At 70.4% G+C, this 16,889-nt stretch carries 18 protein-coding genes; 16 read left to right on the top strand and 2 right to left on the bottom strand.

What is annotated here, in order from left to right; translation table 11 throughout:
• Positions 1-273: 273 nt before the first annotated feature.
• From uvrA to J2Y70_RS01440, 5 genes are all read left to right on the top strand, one after another.
• Positions 274-3,240: an excinuclease ABC subunit UvrA gene (gene uvrA / locus J2Y70_RS01460; RefSeq protein WP_309912523.1), complete on the top strand. Its 2,967-nt coding sequence runs from the start codon at positions 274-276 to the stop codon at positions 3,238-3,240.
• Positions 3,237-3,668, top strand: coding sequence for a thioesterase family protein (locus J2Y70_RS01455; protein ID WP_309912521.1), 432 nt, complete (start codon positions 3,237-3,239; stop codon positions 3,666-3,668). Before uvrA ends, J2Y70_RS01455 begins: the two co-directional genes overlap by 4 nt.
• 416 nt (positions 3,669-4,084) lie before the next feature.
• On the top strand, positions 4,085-4,864 hold the full coding sequence (locus J2Y70_RS01450; RefSeq protein ID WP_309912518.1) for an enoyl-CoA hydratase/isomerase family protein: 780 nt from the start codon (positions 4,085-4,087) through the stop codon (positions 4,862-4,864).
• 72 nt (positions 4,865-4,936) lie between these two features.
• On the top strand, positions 4,937-5,848 hold the full coding sequence (tesB, locus tag J2Y70_RS01445) for an acyl-CoA thioesterase II (RefSeq protein ID WP_309912516.1): 912 nt from the start codon (positions 4,937-4,939) through the stop codon (positions 5,846-5,848).
• A 10-nt stretch (positions 5,849-5,858) separates the two neighbouring features.
• The gene (locus tag J2Y70_RS01440; RefSeq protein ID WP_263397625.1) at positions 5,859-6,383 is read left to right on the top strand and encodes a DUF2007 domain-containing protein; all 525 of its coding nucleotides are present in this window, start codon (positions 5,859-5,861) and stop codon (positions 6,381-6,383) included.
• 486 nt (positions 6,384-6,869) lie between these two features.
• Here the strand turns inward: J2Y70_RS01440 and J2Y70_RS01435 are convergent, their stop codons facing one another.
• Complete coding sequence (locus tag J2Y70_RS01435; RefSeq protein WP_309912514.1) at positions 6,870-7,478, bottom strand: EF-hand domain-containing protein; 609 nt, start codon at positions 7,476-7,478, stop codon at positions 6,870-6,872.
• Positions 7,479-7,695: 217 nt separating this feature from the next.
• Here J2Y70_RS01435 and J2Y70_RS01430 point away from each other — a divergent pair, with 217 nt between their 5' ends.
• From J2Y70_RS01430 to J2Y70_RS01400, 7 genes are all read left to right on the top strand, one after another.
• Complete coding sequence (locus J2Y70_RS01430; protein ID WP_309912512.1) at positions 7,696-8,457, top strand: arginyltransferase; 762 nt, start codon at positions 7,696-7,698, stop codon at positions 8,455-8,457.
• 141 nt (positions 8,458-8,598) lie between these two features.
• On the top strand, positions 8,599-9,840 hold the full coding sequence (locus tag J2Y70_RS01425; protein ID WP_309912510.1) for an endonuclease/exonuclease/phosphatase family protein: 1,242 nt from the start codon (positions 8,599-8,601) through the stop codon (positions 9,838-9,840).
• Positions 9,841-9,971: 131 nt separating this feature from the next.
• Positions 9,972-10,355 carry a roadblock/LC7 domain-containing protein gene (locus J2Y70_RS01420; RefSeq protein WP_309912508.1) on the top strand — a complete coding sequence of 128 codons (384 nt, stop codon included), beginning with the start codon at positions 9,972-9,974 and terminating at the stop codon, positions 10,353-10,355.
• A gap of 10 nt (positions 10,356-10,365) precedes the next feature.
• Positions 10,366-10,866 carry a PAS domain-containing protein gene (locus J2Y70_RS01415; RefSeq protein WP_309912506.1) on the top strand — a complete coding sequence of 167 codons (501 nt, stop codon included), beginning with the start codon at positions 10,366-10,368 and terminating at the stop codon, positions 10,864-10,866.
• Positions 10,863-11,618: a PhnD/SsuA/transferrin family substrate-binding protein gene (locus J2Y70_RS01410; protein ID WP_309912504.1), complete on the top strand. Its 756-nt coding sequence runs from the start codon at positions 10,863-10,865 to the stop codon at positions 11,616-11,618. Before J2Y70_RS01415 ends, J2Y70_RS01410 begins: the two co-directional genes overlap by 4 nt.
• A gap of 10 nt (positions 11,619-11,628) precedes the next feature.
• Complete coding sequence (locus J2Y70_RS01405; RefSeq protein WP_309912502.1) at positions 11,629-12,273, top strand: hypothetical protein; 645 nt, start codon at positions 11,629-11,631, stop codon at positions 12,271-12,273.
• Entirely contained in the window at positions 12,270-12,890 is a 621-nt protein-coding gene (locus J2Y70_RS01400; protein ID WP_309912500.1) for a hypothetical protein, read from the top strand. The genes J2Y70_RS01405 and J2Y70_RS01400 overlap by 4 nt, the downstream gene beginning before the upstream one ends.
• A gap of 73 nt (positions 12,891-12,963) precedes the next feature.
• Here the strand turns inward: J2Y70_RS01400 and purT are convergent, their stop codons facing one another.
• Positions 12,964-14,151, bottom strand: coding sequence for a formate-dependent phosphoribosylglycinamide formyltransferase (gene purT / locus J2Y70_RS01395; protein WP_263397617.1), 1,188 nt, complete (start codon positions 14,149-14,151; stop codon positions 12,964-12,966).
• A 139-nt stretch (positions 14,152-14,290) separates the two neighbouring features.
• Between purT and J2Y70_RS01390 the strand changes: the two genes are divergently transcribed.
• From J2Y70_RS01390 to J2Y70_RS01375, 4 genes are all read left to right on the top strand, one after another.
• The gene (locus J2Y70_RS01390; RefSeq protein WP_309912498.1) at positions 14,291-15,175 is read left to right on the top strand and encodes an SPFH domain-containing protein; all 885 of its coding nucleotides are present in this window, start codon (positions 14,291-14,293) and stop codon (positions 15,173-15,175) included.
• 61 nt (positions 15,176-15,236) lie between these two features.
• A complete protein-coding gene (locus tag J2Y70_RS01385; RefSeq protein WP_263397615.1) occupies positions 15,237-15,416 on the top strand; it encodes an Arc family DNA binding domain-containing protein in 180 nt (59 codons plus the stop codon).
• Complete coding sequence (locus J2Y70_RS01380; RefSeq protein WP_263397614.1) at positions 15,413-15,589, top strand: DUF4177 domain-containing protein; 177 nt, start codon at positions 15,413-15,415, stop codon at positions 15,587-15,589. Before J2Y70_RS01385 ends, J2Y70_RS01380 begins: the two co-directional genes overlap by 4 nt.
• Before the next feature lies 1 nt (position 15,590).
• Complete coding sequence (locus tag J2Y70_RS01375; protein ID WP_309912495.1) at positions 15,591-16,886, top strand: alpha/beta fold hydrolase; 1,296 nt, start codon at positions 15,591-15,593, stop codon at positions 16,884-16,886.
• Positions 16,887-16,889: the final 3 nt, after the last annotated feature.

Raw genomic sequence — 16,889 nt, 5'->3', positions numbered from 1 at the left:
ATTGTGGTCGCCCCTGCCGTGCCTCTTCGGGCAGACAGGAGCGGAATTGTAATGGCTTCAGCGGGTTAGGGTCAAGTCCCCACCCCGGCGCGGCTGCGGCCCCGGCGCCGCGCCGCGATTGGCTGAACCGGCCAGCCGCGCGCCCGCCCGGATCCTGGCAAATCCGGCAATTGCCCCCACCTGACAAGCTGGGTACGCTGATCGATTGCCGTCCCCTCTCCGCCCCCACGCTGGCCCTGGGCTGTCGCCCGGCCGGCACAACACGGACTCCTCATGGCGATGGATTTCATCCGCATCCGCGGCGCGCGGACGCACAACCTCAAGAACCTCGACCTCGACCTGCCGCGCGACAAGCTGATCGTGATCACCGGCCTGTCCGGCTCGGGCAAGTCGTCGCTGGCGTTCGACACCATCTACGCCGAAGGCCAGCGCCGCTACGTGGAGTCGCTGTCGGCGTACGCGCGGCAGTTCCTCAGCGTGATGGAAAAGCCCGACATCGACCACATCGAAGGCCTGTCGCCGGCGATCGCGATCGAGCAGAAGTCGACCTCGCACAACCCGCGCTCCACGGTCGGCACCATCACCGAGATCTACGACTACCTGCGCCTGCTGTACGCGCGCGTCGGCCAGCCGCGCTGCCCGGAACACGGCTATCCGCTGGAAGCGCAGACGGTCAGCCAGATGGTCGACCACATCCTGACCCTGGACCCGGAACAGCGCTACATGCTGCTGGCGCCGGTGATCCGCGAGCGCAAGGGCGAGCACGCGCAGGTGTTCGAGCAACTGCGCGCGCAGGGCTTCGTGCGCGTGCGCGTGGACGGCGAGCTGTACGAGATCGACGCGGTGCCGGCGCTGGCGCTGCGCCAGAAGCACACCATCGAGGCGGTGATCGACCGCTTCCGCCCGCGCGAGGACATCAAGCAGCGCCTGGCCGAGAGCTTCGAAACCGCGCTGAAGCTGGCCGACGGCATGGTCTCGGTGCAGTCGCTGGACGACACCGCGGCCGCGCCGCACCTGTTCTCGTCCAAGTACAGCTGCCCGGTCTGCGACTACTCGCTGCCGGAGCTGGAGCCGCGGCTGTTCTCGTTCAACGCGCCGATGGGCGCCTGCCCGAGCTGCGACGGCCTGGGCGTGGCCGAGTTCTTCGATCCCGAGCGCGTGGTGGTGCATCCGGAGCTGTCGCTGTCGGCCGGCGCGGTGCGCGGCTGGGACCGGCGCAACGCCTACTACTTCCAGCTGATCGCCTCGCTGGCCAAGCACTACAAGTTCGACGTGGACGCGCCGTGGCAGTCGCTGCCGGCGAGCGTGCGCCAGGCGGTGCTGTACGGCAGCGGCGACGAGACCATCACCTTCACCTACTTCACCGACGCCGGCGGCCGTACCCAGCGCAAGCACCGCTTCGAAGGCATCATCCCCAACCTGGAGCGCCGCTACCGCGAGACCGAATCGCCGGCGGTGCGCGAGGAACTGGCCAAGTACATCAGCCAGCGGCCGTGCCCGGAGTGCAAGGGCGCGCGCCTGAACAAGGCCGCGCGCAACGTGTTCGTCGCCGATCGCCCGCTGCCGGACCTGGTGGTGCTGCCGATCGACGACGCGCTGCGCTTCTTCCGCCAGCTCGACCTGCCCGGCTGGCGCGGCGAGATCGCCACCAAGATCGTCAAGGAGATCGCCGAGCGGCTCGGCTTCCTGGTCGACGTCGGCCTGGATTACCTGACCCTGGAACGCAAGGCCGACACCCTGTCCGGCGGCGAGGCGCAGCGCATCCGCCTGGCCAGCCAGATCGGCGCCGGCCTGGTCGGAGTGATGTACGTGCTCGACGAACCGTCGATCGGCCTGCACCAGCGCGACAACGAGCGCCTGCTCGGCACGCTCACCCGGCTGCGCGACCTGGGCAACACGGTGATCGTGGTCGAGCACGACGAGGACGCGATCCGCCTGGCCGACTACGTGCTGGACATCGGCCCCGGCGCCGGCGTGCACGGCGGCGAGATCGTCGGCCAGGGCACGGTGCAGGACCTGCTGAAGGCGCCGCGCTCGCTGACCGGCCAGTACCTGTCGGGCAAGCGCCGCATCGAGATCCCGGCCAAGCGCCACAAGGCCAACCCGAAGATGACCCTGCACCTGCGCGGGGCCACCGGCAACAACCTCAAGAACGTGGACCTGGACATCCCGGCCGGGCTGCTGACCTGCGTCACCGGCGTGTCCGGCTCGGGCAAGTCGACGCTGATCAACGACACCCTGTTCACCCTGGCCGCCAACGAGATCAACGGCGCCTCGCATGCGGTGGCGCCGTACCGCGAGATCGAGCACCTGGACCTGTTCGACAAGGTGGTGGACATCGACCAGTCGCCGATCGGCCGCACCCCGCGCTCCAATCCGGCCACCTACACCGGCCTGTTCACGCCGCTGCGCGAGCTGTTCGCGCAGGTGCCCGAGTCGCGTGCGCGCGGCTATTCGCCGGGCCGTTTCAGCTTCAACGTGCGCGGCGGCCGCTGCGAGGCGTGCCAGGGCGACGGCCTGATCAAGGTCGAGATGCATTTCCTGCCCGACGTGTACGTGCCCTGCGACGTGTGCCACGGCAAGCGCTACAACCGCGAGACGCTGGAGATCCTGTACAAGGGCTTCAACATCAACGACGTGCTGCAGATGACCGTCGAGGATGCGCTGCGCCTGTTCGAGCCGGTGCCGACCATCGCGCGCAAGCTGGAGACGCTGGTCGACGTGGGCCTGAGCTACATCAAGCTGGGGCAGAGCGCGACCACGCTGTCCGGCGGCGAGGCGCAACGCGTCAAGCTGTCCAAGGAACTGTCGCGCCGCGACACCGGCCGCACCCTGTACATCCTCGACGAGCCGACCACCGGCCTGCACTTCCACGACATCGAGGCGCTGCTGGGCGTGCTGCACAAGCTGCGCGACGAGGGCAACACCGTGGTCGTGATCGAGCACAACCTGGACGTGATCAAGACCGCGGACTGGGTGGTGGACCTGGGTCCGGAAGGCGGCCATCGCGGCGGCACCATCCTGGCCACCGGCACGCCGGAGGAGATCGCCGCGCATCCGGATTCCTACACCGGCCAGTTCCTGGCCAAGCTGCTGCCCGTCGGCACCGTGGCCAAGCCGACCAAGCCGGCGGCGATGGCCAACAAGCCCGACGCGCTGCCGCCGCGCAAGAGCAAAGCCGAGAAGGCCGCCGCCAAGAAGGCGGCCAAGAAGACCACGACCAAGAAGGCCGCACGATGAGCGCAACCCCCGCCGATTCCGCCTCCCCCTCGCACAAGCCGCTGGCGCGCGTGCCGATCAGCGTGCGCTGGCGCGACATGGACAGCATGGGCCACGTCAACAACGCCAAGTACATCTCCTACCTGGAGGAGGCGCGCGTGCGCTGGCTGCTGAACGTGGAGGGCTTCTCGATGCGCAACCGCATCGCCCCGGTAGTGGCCGCGACCAACGTCAACTACCGGCGCCCGATCGTGTGGCCGAACGACATCGTGGTCGAGCTGTTCGTCGAACGCATGGGCAGCAGCAGCATCACCGTCGGCCACCGCATCGTCGACCAGAAGGACGAGGGCGTGCTGCACTCCGACGGCAACGTCGTGGTGGTGTGGATCGACACCCAGACCGGCAAGAGCGCGCCGCTACCGGACGAGATCCGCGCTGCGTGTAGCTGATTGAAAGAAAAGCCGGGATTGGGGATGACCAGCCGTTCGGCTGTGGAAAGCCGGAATTCGGGATTGGCAGACCCAATCCTACGCAGGCTCGCTTTCCCCGAATCCCCAATCCCAAATCCCGAATCCCAGCCCTTGTAGGAGCGACTTCAGCCGCGACCGACACCGTCCGAAAGTCCCCGACACCGAAACCACCGGGGCGCTGAAGCCATCCTGCAGCGCCGCATTGCGCCGGCCGCACGACGTGTGGGAGCGACTTCAGTCGCGACGCGCAGAATCCCCAGGCTGCAGGCAATGCGGCCCCGGGCGCCAACACGGCCAGACACGCCAGCCCGCTGACCAGCCCCGTACGCATGCGGATGGTTTGAGCTTCGTGGCTCTATGATAGCCATCCCGCACCGCGCCTCCGGACGTTCCGCATGACCTCGCTGATCCAGGTTCTCGACCACGGCCCCATCCGCCAGCTGCGCCTGGCGCGCGCGCCGGTCAACGCGCTGGACACCGCCCTGTGCGCCGAACTGGCCGCGGCGATCGCGCAGGCGCAGGCCGACGCGGTGCACGCGCTGGTGCTGTCCGGCAGCGAGCGCATCTTTTCCGCCGGTATGGACGTGCCGCACCTGCTCGGGCACGGCAGCGACCGCGCCAAGCTGCTCGACAGCTGGCAGCAGTTCTTCGGCGCGGCGCGCGCGCTGGCCGACAGCGCCATCCCGGTGGTGGCGGCGCTGACCGGCCATGCGCCGGCCGGCGGCTGCGTGCTGGCGCTGTGCTGCGATTATCGGGTGATGGCGCGCAGTCCGGAGCCGGCGCATCCGATCAGCATCGGCCTCAACGAGACCCAGGTCGGCCTGGTCGCGCCGGAAGGGATCCAGCGCCTGCTGCGGCGCGTGGTCGGCGCGCACCGCGCCGAGCGGCTGCTGGTCGGCGGCGAACTGGTCAGCGCCGAACGCGCGCTGGAGATCGGCCTGGTCGACGAACTGGCCGACGCCGAACTGGTCGTCGCGCGCGCGGTGGCGTGGCTGCAGGACCTGCTGCAGCGGCCGCGGCAGCCGATGCTGCAGACCCGTGCGATCGCCCGCGCCGACCTGCGCGCGGCGCTGGCCGACGAGCACATCCAGCTCGAGCGCTTCGTCGATGGCTGGCAGGCGCCGGACACCCAGGCCGCGCTGCACGCGCTGGTGGCGCGGCTGGGCAAGCGCTGAGCGGGGCAGGCACACAGGCCGGCGCAGGCGGCCCGGTATAATCGTGGACACCCCTCGCCCAGGCCCCGCCTCTTGTCCGCCAAGCCGCCCGCCCCCGTCGTGTCCGAACTGATCGAACTGCTGTCGCTGGAACGGCTGGAGGACAACCTGTTCCGTGGCCAGAGCCGCGACATCGGCACCAAGTACGTGTTCGGCGGGCAGGTGCTGGGCCAGGCGCTGTCGGCGGCGCAGGCGACGGTGGACAACGGGCGCCGCGTGCATTCGCTGCACGCCTATTTCCTGCGCGCCGGCGACATCGACCATCCCATCGTCTACGACGTGGACCGCACCCGCGACGGCGGCAGCTTCTCGGTGCGCCGGGTCACCGCGGTCCAGCACGGCAAGGTGATCTTCTTCTGCGCCGCCTCGTTCCAGGAGCAGGAAGACGGCGCCACCCACCAGCTGAAGATGCCGGAAGTGCCGCAGCCGGAAGACATCGAGCCGACCCCGGCCGCGCGTCCGGAGGTGCTGGCGACGCTGCCGACCAAGGTGCAGCGCTGGCTCTCGCGCGGCGGCCCGTTCGAGTTCCGCCACGTGTATCCGCGCGACGAACTGAGCCCGCCCAAGCGCCCGCCGTTCCAGCAGATGTGGTTGCGCCTGAGCGAGCCGGTCGGCGACGCGCCGGAACTGCACCAGGCGCTGCTCGCCTACGCCTCGGATTTCCACCTGCTCGGCACCGCGACCTTTCCGCACGGCATCAGCTACTACACGCCGAACGTGCAGATGGCTTCGCTCGACCACGCGCTGTGGTTCCATCGCCCGTTCCGCGCCGACGACTGGCTGCTGTATTCGCTGGACAGCCCCAGCGCGCAGGGGTCGCGCGGCCTGGCGCGCGGCCAGTTCTTCACCCGCGACGGGGTGCTGGTCGCCAGTACCGCGCAGGAAGGCCTGATCCGCGTGGTGCCCGAGGCCGGCGCCACAGCGCAGGTCCCGGCCAAGTACTGAGACGACGACGATGCGGCAGATCTTCAGCAGTCAGCGCGTGGAAACCGCCGAAGGCGTGGCCAAGCTGCTGCGCGAGCACGGCATCGAGGTACGGCTCAGCAACGGCCGCTCCTACCGCAGCCGGCGCAGCGGCCAGTTCAGCTACATCGAGCCGATGGCGACGCAGGTGCAACCCACGGTGTGGGTGGTGCACGCCGACGACCAGCCGCGCGCGCGCGCCTTGCTGCGCGAGTCAGGCCTGATCGACAGCACCCGCCAGGACCCGGCACAGACGCTGCCGTACCTGAGCGAATTCCGCTCGCAGGCGGTGCCGGACACCGGCAAGCGCTGGGCGTGGCGCATCCGCGTCGCGCTGCTGCTGGCGATCGGCGCGGTGGCGCTGGTGACGGTGTTGCGCCATCGCGGCAACCAGGCTGCGGTGCCCGCAGCGGCGCCGGTCGCAGCGCCGGCCAACGCGGCGGCGCCGCAGCCCGCGCCGAGCGCCGACGACGACGAAGTGCGGGTGCGGGTGCAACCGGCGCAGCGCGGGAACTGAGTCGTCATCGGCACGGCATCGTGTTTCTTGCAGGGTTTGGGTGTGGCCGTTGACGATCGACGGCCGTCGAAGCCGGCGATTTCGCCACCGCGCCTGTGGCGGTTGAAGCCGCTCGCGATCGACTGACTGGCGGCACTGCTGGCTGCACTGTAGGAGGGGCTTCAGCCCCCGACAGGCTGCCGAAGTTCGCCACTGGGCCAATGGGCCTGTCGCGATTGAAACCGCCTGCGATTGGCTGGCTGGATGCACTGTAGGAGGGGTTTCAGCCCCGACAGGCCGCCGAAGCTCGTCACTTCGCCAATGTACCTGTCGCGGTTGATGGCCCGAGGCCACCCGGAACCGCTCCTACAGGAGCATGGCGATTGAACCGGTGTGCTGCGGTAGCGCTGCGCGGACAAACAAAAAACGCCCCTGCGCATCGCTGCGCAGGGGCGGGTGTCGATCGGCGCCTTGTTGCTTGTTACTTGCTTGTTGCGGAGTGGACGGTCAGTTCGCGTCGGACGCGGCCGGCGCCGGCTTCGGCCCCTGCTTCTGACCGGGCTTCTGGCCAGGCTTGTGCATCCACATCGACTGCGCCGCATCGAACTCGGCGCGACTGAGCATGCCGTCCTTGTTGGTGTCGGCCTTGGCGAACCAGGCGTCGCGATGCTCCTTGCCACGCAGCTCGAAGTCGGCGCGATCGACGAAGCCGTCCTTGTTCGCGTCCATCTTGTCGAAGCGCGCGGCGAACTTCGGATCGGCCTTGGCCTCGTCGCGGCTGATGCGGCCGTCCTTGTTGGTGTCCAGCTTGGCCAGCATCGCGCCATGCTCGCCGCGTCCGCCGCGCTCGCCGTGACGGCCATGGCGCGGGAACTCGTCGGGAGTCAGCTTGCCGTCGTGGTTCTTGTCGAGCGCATCGAAATGCTCGGCCAGGCGCGGGTTGGCCGCGGCCTCGCTGCGATCGACGACGCCGTCGCCGTTCTTGTCGAGCTTGGCGAAGCCGCCGGCATCGGCCGGCGCGGCGGGATCCGACGGCGGCGGCGGGTTGGCGGCGTAGGCGCCGGCGGACAGCACGGCGAGCACAGCCAGGGCGAGCAGCGGATTGCGGTAATTCATGGAAAAACTCCCTGAGGGAAAAGGAAGGAACCGTGCCGACGCGACATGCGCGTACGGCAGTCACCAGCGCAGAACGGACGGACCGCGGAGCGGGCCGGCGCATCGGCGCCTTCACTGCAATCAACGCCCCGGCGCCGGCGCGGTTGACCCGCGCAGGGGCGCATTCATGCGGCGGACAGTCGCGGCCGCTGCGATCGCGAAGCGCTATGCTGACCGCATGGCCATCCATACCGACGTCAGCGACGACCTGCGGCTGTTCCAGACCGGTCAGCACGCGTGCGGCTATTGGCCCGAACGGCAGGCGCGCGACCTGGTGCTGGACCCGCACGACCCGCGCCTGGGCGCGCTGTATCCGCTGGCGCTGAGCTGGGGCTTCCGCCGTTCCGGCGATCTGGTCTACCGGCCGCATTGCGACCACTGCCGCGCCTGCGTGGCGGTGCGCATCCCGGTCGCCGAGTTCGTGCCCGACCGCAGCCAGCGCCGCTGCCTGGCGCGCAACGCCGACATCGACGTGCGCATCGTCGCCGCCGAACGCAGCGAGGAGCAGCTGGCGCTGTACCAGCGCTACCTGCGCATGCGCCATCCCGGCGGCGGCATGGACCAACACGGCGCGCACGAGTTCGACCAGTTCCTGATCGGCCGCTGGTCGCACGGGCGCTTCCTGGAGATGCGCCAGAAGACGGCGGACGGTGCGCGCGGGCCGCTGCTCGGCGTGGCGGTGACGGACATCGCCGAACAGGCGCTGTCGGCGGTCTACACTTTCTACGATCCCGACGCCGCCGGACGCGGCCTTGGCACGCTGGCGATCCTGCACCAGATCGAATGGGCCAGGCGCGAAGGCCTGAGCTACCTGTACCTGGGCTACTGGATCCGCGGCCACCAGAAGATGGACTACAAGCGCCGCTTCCGGCCATTGCAGGCCTACGACGGGCGCAGCTGGCGCGCGTTCGACGAGGACGCCGGCCGCCCCGGCGACTGAGCGCGGCGGCGTTCGCGCGCGCCGCGCCCGCACCTGCTGCCTGCGCCGACCCGGGCACCGCGCTCCAGCTTCCGCAAGCGGTGATCCGCGCGCCGCCGCGGCGCCATCGTTCGGACATGCGCCGCGTGCCAAACTGCGCGCATGAACCCACGCGCCCTGTTGCTTGCCCTGACCCTGCTGTGCGGCGCCTGCGCGCACACCGGCCCCGCCCAAACCGCCGCCACGCCCGCCGCACCCGCGGCCGCGCCGCTGCGCCTGGCCACCTACAACACCTCGCTGTACTCGGACGAGGACGGCGGCCTGATCGCCGAACTGCAGGGCGACAGCGCGCACGCGCGCAAGATCGCCGCGGTGCTGCAGCAGGTGCGCCCGGACCTGGTGCTGCTCAACGAGTTCGACTACGACGACGCGCACCGTGCCGCCGACCTGTTCCAGCAGCGCTATCTGGACGTGGCACAACCCGGCGGCGGCGCCGCGCTGCGCTATCCGTACCGCTACCTGGCGCCGGTGAACACCGGCGTGCCCAGCGGCCTGGACCTGGACAACGACGGCCACGCCGGCGGCCAGGGCCGCGCGCGCGGCAACGACGCCTGGGGCTACGGCCTGCATCCGGGCCAGTACGGCATGCTGCTGCTGTCCAGGTACCCGATCGACACCGATGCGGTGCGCAGCTTCCGCCTGCTCAAGTGGAGCGCGATGCCCGGCGCGCTGCGGCCGACCGATCCGGCCAGCGGCCGCACGTTCTACAGCGACGCGGTGTGGGCGCAGCTGCGGCTGTCGTCGAAGTCGCATTGGGACGTGCCGGTGCGCACCCCGCTGGGCGTGGTGCACGCGCTGGTCGCGCACCCCACGCCGCCGGTGTTCGACGGCGCGGAGAAGCGCAATGCGGCGCGCAACCACGACGAGCTGCGGCTGTGGCGCGAGTACCTCGGCGGCACCGGCAGCGCGTCCTGGCTGTGCGACGACGCCGGCCGTTGCGGCGGCCTGGGCGCCGACGCGCGCTTCGTGATCCTCGGCGATCTCAACAACGATCCGGTCGACGGCGATGGCCGCCACGACGCCATCGTCGAACTGATCGAACATCCGCGCGTGCTGCGCTACCCGACCCCGCGCAGCGCCGGTGGCGAGGAAACCGCGCGCGCCTACGCCGCGCAGGGCATCGTCCGGCGCGGTTCGCCGGCGCAGGTCACCGGCGACTTCGGGCCCAAGTCCGGCGCGATGCGGCTGGACTACGTGCTGCCGTCGGTCGGTTTCCGTTACCTGGACAGCGGCGTGTTCTGGCCGGCCTCCAGCGCCCCGACCGCGGCGATCGCCGACGGCAGCGACCATCACCTGGTGTGGGTGGATGTGGCTGGGGAGCCGGGATTGGGGAGTCGGGATTAGGGATTCGTAGCGCTGGCGGTCGCCGGCGACTGAGCTGATCCGGACTTTGGGGGTCGCCGCGCCGCGGCCTTGATCCAGATCAAGGGCAACGGCGCGCAAACGCTATCCAATGCATTCCGCACCCCGTCGGGATGCGTCAACGGATAGCGAGCATGCGAACGCAACAGCTGCAACAGGCGCTGGAGGGACTCAACGGCGCCACCGCCGACATCGAGGCCTCGGCGCTGATCTCCCTGGATGGACTGACCATCGCCTCGGCGATGCCGCAGGGCATGGACGAAGATCGCGTCGGCGCGATGTCCGCCGCGCTGCTGGCGCTGGGCGAGCGCAGCGCGCGCGAGCTGGCGCGCGGGCCGCTGGAACGGGTGCTGATCCAGGGCGAACTCGGCTACGTGATCATGAGCGCGGCCGGGCGCGAAGCGGTGCTGACCGTGCTGGCCAAGCCCAGCGCCAAGCTCGGCCTGGTGTTCCTGGACATCAAGCGCGCCGCCCAGGCGCTGCAGCAGATCCTCTAGGAGCGCCGCCATGCCGCTGCCGCCGATGGATCCGCCGCACGAACCGCACCGCAGCGCCGAGCTGCGCTATCACGACGGCAGCCGCCGCCTGGTGTACTGGAGCGAACGCGAAGTGGCCTACCCCGACGGGCGCCTGATCGTGTCGCGCACCGACCTGGACGGCGTTATCACCCATGCCAACGACGCCTTCGTCGAACTCAGCGGCTGGCCGCGGGCGACGCTGATCGGCGCGCCGCACTGCATCCTGCGCCATCCGGACATGCCCAGGCGCGCATTCGCCGACCTGTGGGACACGGTGCTGGGCGGCGAGAAGTGGCACGGCTACGTCAAGAACCTGCGCCGCGACGGCGCCTGCTACTGGGTCTACGCCACCGCGCTGCCGAACGTGCGCGACGGCCAGGTGGTCGGCTTCACTTCCGTGCGGCGCAAGCCCTCGCGGCGGCGCATCGACGCGCTGCAACCGCTGTACGCGCAGTGGCTGCAGGACGAACGCGCGCAGGCGCCGGCATGAGCCTCGACTTCCTGGTCGCGCCGGATTTCGCGCCGGAGCACTTCGGCGGCTGGTACCTGCTCAGCACCGTGCTGCAGCGCCGCGCCGGCGTCGGCCTGCACCTGCTGATGCCGGCCGATGCCGCCGAGCAGAAGCAGGTGCTGGACGCCAGCGTGGTCGACCTGGTGTACGCCAGCCCGTTCGATGCCAGCGCGCTGATCCGCACGCGCGGCTACCTGCCGGTCGCACGTCCGCGCGGGCATGCCGACGAGGTGGTGATCGCCGCGGCCATGGACGCGCCGGCGCGCTGCGTCGAAGACCTGTCCTACGGCTGCCGCATCGCGCTGACCGACAACCACGACGTGCGCCTGATCGCGCTGCGCCTGCTGGAGCCGGCCGACCTCGACCCGGAGCGCATCGCCTGGCGCCCGGCCAGCAGCTACGCCGCGGTGGCGCGGCTGCTGCTGGAAGGCGAAGCCGATGCCGGCCTGTTCCTGGCCGATGCCTATCGCCGCCTGTCGCGGCTGACCCGGGAACGGCTGCGGCCGCTGGTGGAAAGCGCGTTGTGCGACATCGGCCACGTGCTGCTGGCGCATCCGCGCATCGCCGCGCAGCTGCCTGCGTTGCAGGCGGCGTTGCTGGCGCTGGGCGACGCCGCGCACCGCGAGGACCAGGGCGTGCTCGACGCGCTGGGCCTGGAACAGGGCTTCGAAGCGATGGGTATGGAGGACGCGCAATTCATGATCGACCTGATCGACACCCTGCTGGACTGAGCGCATCGCCATGGCCACCCGCCCCGCTCCCGATCCGGCCCGCCTGGTGATGCGCACGCATGCGCGCGCGCTGCTGCGCGATCCGCGCGACGCCGCCGCACACCTGGCGCGCCTGCATGCGGCGCTGCAGCTGCACGACAACGAGCCGGCGCAAGGCGTGCTCGCCGACCTGTTCGTGGCGCTGCCGCGGCACGACACGGCGTTGCGCCAGGTCGCGTTGCAGATGGCCGCCGCGCACCTGCCGCCGCACGTGGCCGAGGCCTTCCAGCGCCACAGCCATGGCCACGCGTTGCTGCCGATCAACGCCCTGGCCACGCGCTGGAGCGTGCTGGCGCGACCATCGGCGGACGTGCCGGCGCGGGTCCGCCGGGCCAGCCCCGACCATTCGCGACGCATGGTGCGCGAGGTGGTCGAGGCGCTGTGCGAAGGCGCGCCGCTGACCGCGGCGCGCTGCGAGCGCGAGTTCCTCGACTACTGCATCAGTTGCCAGGACAAGCTCGCCTTCATGCTCGCCAGCCGCGAGCTGCGCCGCCATGCGCTGGCGCTGGGCGATCGCTGGGACCGCACCGCACGCTGGCTGCAGCAGCGCGACCTGCTCGGCGGCCGCAGCGTCGCCGCCGACTTCCCCCTTTCCATCGCAGAGCATCGGCCATGAACGACCAAGACCCGACCTGGCTGATGCCGACGCCGCACGGCGTACTGCACGGTTTTGCCAGCGCCGCGCCGAACCGCATGCAGCGCGCGCTGCAACTGCTGCTCAGCGCGCACGGCGCGCTGTCGCTGCCGGAATGGCGCACGCGCGTGGACGGCGATGCGCAGCGCCTGCTGACCGAGGCGCGCGAGCGGCAATGGATCCAGCTGCTGCGGCGCCCGCTGCCCGGCCCGGAGATCCGCCTGGACGATTTCGCCCAGCACGTGATCGCGCCGCTGTCGGCCGAACGCCGCGCCGTGCTCGCCTCCGACGGCGGCTTCCGCCTGGGCCATGCCGGGCTGAGCCAGGACGAGGCCGACACGCTGAGCGTGGCCGCAGCCGACTTCTCCGGCTTCGCCCAGCGGCAGAGCGCGCGTGGCTGGAGCGGCGCGCAGCGCTACGTGTCGTTCTACAGCGAACCGCAGCTGTTGCTGCCGGACTGGTCGTTCGTGCCGTTCTGGGTCGACGGCGCCGGCTACTGGCTGGTGCTCGGCGGCGAGGCGCTGCTCAACAACCTGGCGATGGTGGAACTGGTGTGGAGCATCCGCCTGGCGGCGGCGCGGTTCGCGCCGCCGGGTTGAGGAGTGGCCGGGATTTGGGATTCGGGATTCGGGATTGGGAACGGCGTGACTAGCGCGTCACTTTTCCGTGCCGTCAGGCCTTCAGTTCGATGGTCAGGGCCGCTGCCGCGTCGCGGGCGGTCTGGCGCGCTTCGTCGATGCTGGCGCCGCGCGCCAGGGTCACGCCGACGCGGCGGTGGCCGTGCACGCTGGGCTTGCCGAACAGGCGCAGCGCGGTGTCCGGGGCCTGCAGCGCGGCGGCCACGTTGCCGAACAGCGGCACGCCTTCGCCGTGCGCCAGCAGCGCGCACGAGGCCGACGGCCCGCTCTGGCGGATGACCGGAATCGGCAGGCCCAGGATCGCGCGCGCATGCAGCGCGAACTCGCTCAGTTCCTGCGAGACCAGCGTGACCAGGCCGGTGTCGTGCGGCCGCGGCGAGACTTCGCTGAACCACACCTCGTCGCCCTTGACGAACAGTTCCACGCCGAACAGGCCCCAGCCGCCGAGGTCGTCGGTGACCGCGCGCGCGATTTCCTGCGCCCGCTGCAGCGCCAGCGCCGACATCGGCTGCGGCTGCCAGCTCTCGCGGTAGTCGCCATCCTTCTGCCAGTGCCCGATCGGATCGCAGAACGCGGTACCGGCGGCATGGCGCACGGTCAGCAGGGTGATCTCGTAGTCGAAGTCGATGAAGCCCTCGACGATGCAGCGGCCGGCGCCGGCCCGGCCGCCGGTCTGCGCGTATTCCCAGGCGGCGTCGATTTCGGCTTCGCTGCGCAGCGTGCTCTGGCCCTTGCCCGAGGACGACATCACCGGCTTGACCACGCACGGCAGGCCGACCGCGGCGATGGCCTCGCGGTATTCCTGCGGCGTGTCGACGAAGCGGTACGGCGAGGTCGGCAGGCCCAGGGTCTCGGCGGCCAGGCGGCGGATGCCCTCGCGGTCCATGGTCAGCCGCGCCGCGCGCGCGGTCGGGATCACCCGCTGGCCGTGGTCGCGCTCCAGCGCCACCAGCGTCTCGGTATGGATCGCCTCGATCTCCGGCACGATCAGATCGGGCTGTTCGCGTGCGATCAGCTCGCGCAACGCCATCGCATCGAGCATGTCCAGCACGTGCGAACGGTGCGCGACCTGCATCGCCGGCGCATCGGCATAGCGATCGGCGGCGATCACCTCCACGCCGAAGCGCTGCAGCTCGATCGCCACTTCCTTGCCCAGTTCGCCCGAGCCCAGCAGCAGCACGCGGGTGGCGGAAGCGGACAGCGGGGTTCCCAGGGTGGTCATGGCGGCGGTGCCTGCGCGGAAAGAGGGGCGCCATTCTAACGGCCGGCGCGCCCGCCCCACCGCGAACGGCCCGAACACCCCTCTTGCAAACAGATATCAAAGTGATATCGTTTGTTCACACACCTGGGGGAATACCGCAATGAAAGAACGCACGCTTCGCTCGCTCTCCGGCATCCCGGCCCTGCTCGGCCTCCTGGCGCTGGCAGGCGTGGCGCTGTGGCTGTTCGTGATCGGCATCATCAAGGACCCGGTCGGCGGCGGTCCGACCTCGCTGCCGCTGGTGCTGTTGGGGCTGCTGATCGGCGCCGCGACCCTGCTCGGCCTGTGCGGGCTGTACACGGTGCAGCCGAACCAGGCCGCGGTGCTGAGCCTGTTCGGCAAGTACGTGGGCACGGTCAAGGACAACGGCCTGCGCTGGAACAACCCCTTCTATTCGAAGAAGAAGGTCAGCCAGCGCGTGCGCAACTTCGAGAGCGGCCGGCTCAAGGTCAACGAGCTGGACGGCAGCCCGATCGAGATCGCTGCGGTGATCGTGTGGCAGGTGATCGATGCGTCCGAGGCGGTGTACAACGTCGACGACTACGAGAGCTTCGTGCACATCCAGTCCGAATCGGCGCTGCGCGCGATGGCCACCAGCTATCCGTACGACCAGCACGAGGACAGCCAGATCTCGCTGCGCAGCCATCCGGCCGAGATCAGCGAACAGCTCAAGCGCCACCTCGACGAGCGCCTGACCCAGGCCGGCGTGGACGTGATCGAAGCGCGCATCAGCCACCTCGCCTACGCGCCGGAAATCGCCCAGGCGATGCTGCAGCGGCAGCAGGCCAACGCGGTGATCGCCGCACGCACGCGCATCGTCGCCGGTGCCGTGGGCATGGTCGAGATGGCGCTGGCCGAACTGCAGAAGAGCGGCGTGGTGCAGCTGGACGAGGAGCGCAAGGCGCACATGGTCAGCAACCTGCTGACCGTGCTGTGCTCGGACCGCGGCGCCCAGCCGATCGTCAACGCCGGTTCGCTGTACTGATGCGCGAGCCCCGCCACCTCCGTGCGGCAGCGGCCGCACGGATGCATATGAGCCGTTCCGCATGAGCGAGAAGAAGGCCTATCCGCTGCGCATCAACGCCGACGTGCTGGCGGCGGTGCAGCGCTGGGCCGACGACGAACTGCGCAGCCTCAACGCGCAGATCGAATACGTGTTGCGCGACGCGCTGCGCAAGGCCGGCCGGCTGCCCAAGCCCGGCGACGACAAGGCGCCGGAATCATGAGCAAACGCTGGGAATATCTCACCGTCGAAGCCAAGACCAATCTGATGCTGGGCCTGAAGATGGAGGAACTGCAGGCCGAACTGAGCAAGCAAGGCAAGCTGGGCTGGGAACTGGTCAACGTCCTCACCCTGCCGGGCACCAAACCGCTGCTGATGTTCAAGCGGGAGCTCTGACATGCGCCTGCGCAGCGCGTGGCGCCTCGCGCTGCCGTTGTTGCTGGCGTGCTCCTGCGCGCTGGCGGCCACGCCGCGACAGGCCGCCGACACGCTGTTGGACCGCCTGCAGGCCGGCGACATCGCCGCGGCCGAACGCGACTTCACGCCAGCGATGGCGCAGGCGGTGCCGGCCGAGAAGCTGGCCGAGGTCTGGCGCTCGATTTCCGCGCAGATGGGCGCGTTGCAGCAGCGCGGCGCGGCCACCGAACGCCAGCAGCAGGGCCTGAGCCTGATCGAGCGACGCCTGCAGTTCGAACGCGGTGCGCTGCTGGCGCACGTCTCGGTGGACGCCGACGGCAAGATCGCAGGCCTGCTGCTGACCCCGGCGCCGCCACCGGCTCCGCCGCCGCCCGCCGCCGATGCCGGCTTCGCCGAACAGGCATTCGCGGTCGGTCCGCTGCCCGGCACCCTGGCGCTGCCGGCGGGCAAGGGACCGTTCCCGGCGGTGGTGCTGGTGCAGGGCTCCGGCCCGCTCGACCGCGACGAGACCATCGGCCCGAACCGGCCGTTCCTGGACGTCGCGCGCGGCCTGGCCGCGCAGGGCATCGCGGTGTTGCGCTACGACAAGCGCACCTACGCGTCGCCCGAGAGCTTCGCTGGAAACGCGAACTTCACCATGGACGACGAGACCACCGACGATGCGGTCGCCGCGGTCGCGGCGCTGGCGCGCACGCCGCGCATCGATCCCAAGCGCATCTTCGTGATGGGCCACAGCCAGGGCGGCATGCTCGCCGCCCGCATCGCGCGCCGCTCCGGCAAGACCGCCGGGATCGTGCTGTGGGCGGCGCCGGCGCGCTCGCTGCTGGACCTGCTGCTCGAGCAGAACCGCTATCTGCTCGGCCTGCACGGCACGCCGTCCGCCGAGGGCGAGGCGCGCGTGGCCGAGATCGAGCGGCGCGTGGCCAAGATCCGCGGCGACGGCGCGGTGGCGCGGACCGATTCGCCGCAGGACTTGCCGGCCGCGTACTGGCGCGCGTTCGACCAGGTGGATCCGGTCGCCGACGTGCGGGCGCTCGGACAGCCGGTGCTGTGGCTGCAGGGCGAGCGCGACTTCCAGGTCACCGCGCCGGACTGGCAACGTTGGCAGCAGGCGCTGGGCGACGCTCCGTGGGCGACGCTGCACCGCTATGCGCAGCTCAACCACCTCGGCATCGCCGGCAGCGGCGCGCCGTCGCCGGCCGAGTACGCGCAACCCGGCCATGTCGCCGCGCAGCTGATCGACGCTACCGCGCAGTGGATCCGCGCGCAGCGATGAACG

Origin of the sequence: Xanthomonas sp. 1678, assembly GCF_031455575.1 — a bacterium.
Lineage (GTDB): Bacteria > Pseudomonadota > Gammaproteobacteria > Xanthomonadales > Xanthomonadaceae > Xanthomonas_A.
Note: the sequence above shows the minus strand (reverse complement) of the source record. Positions and strands in the feature narration are given on the sequence as shown.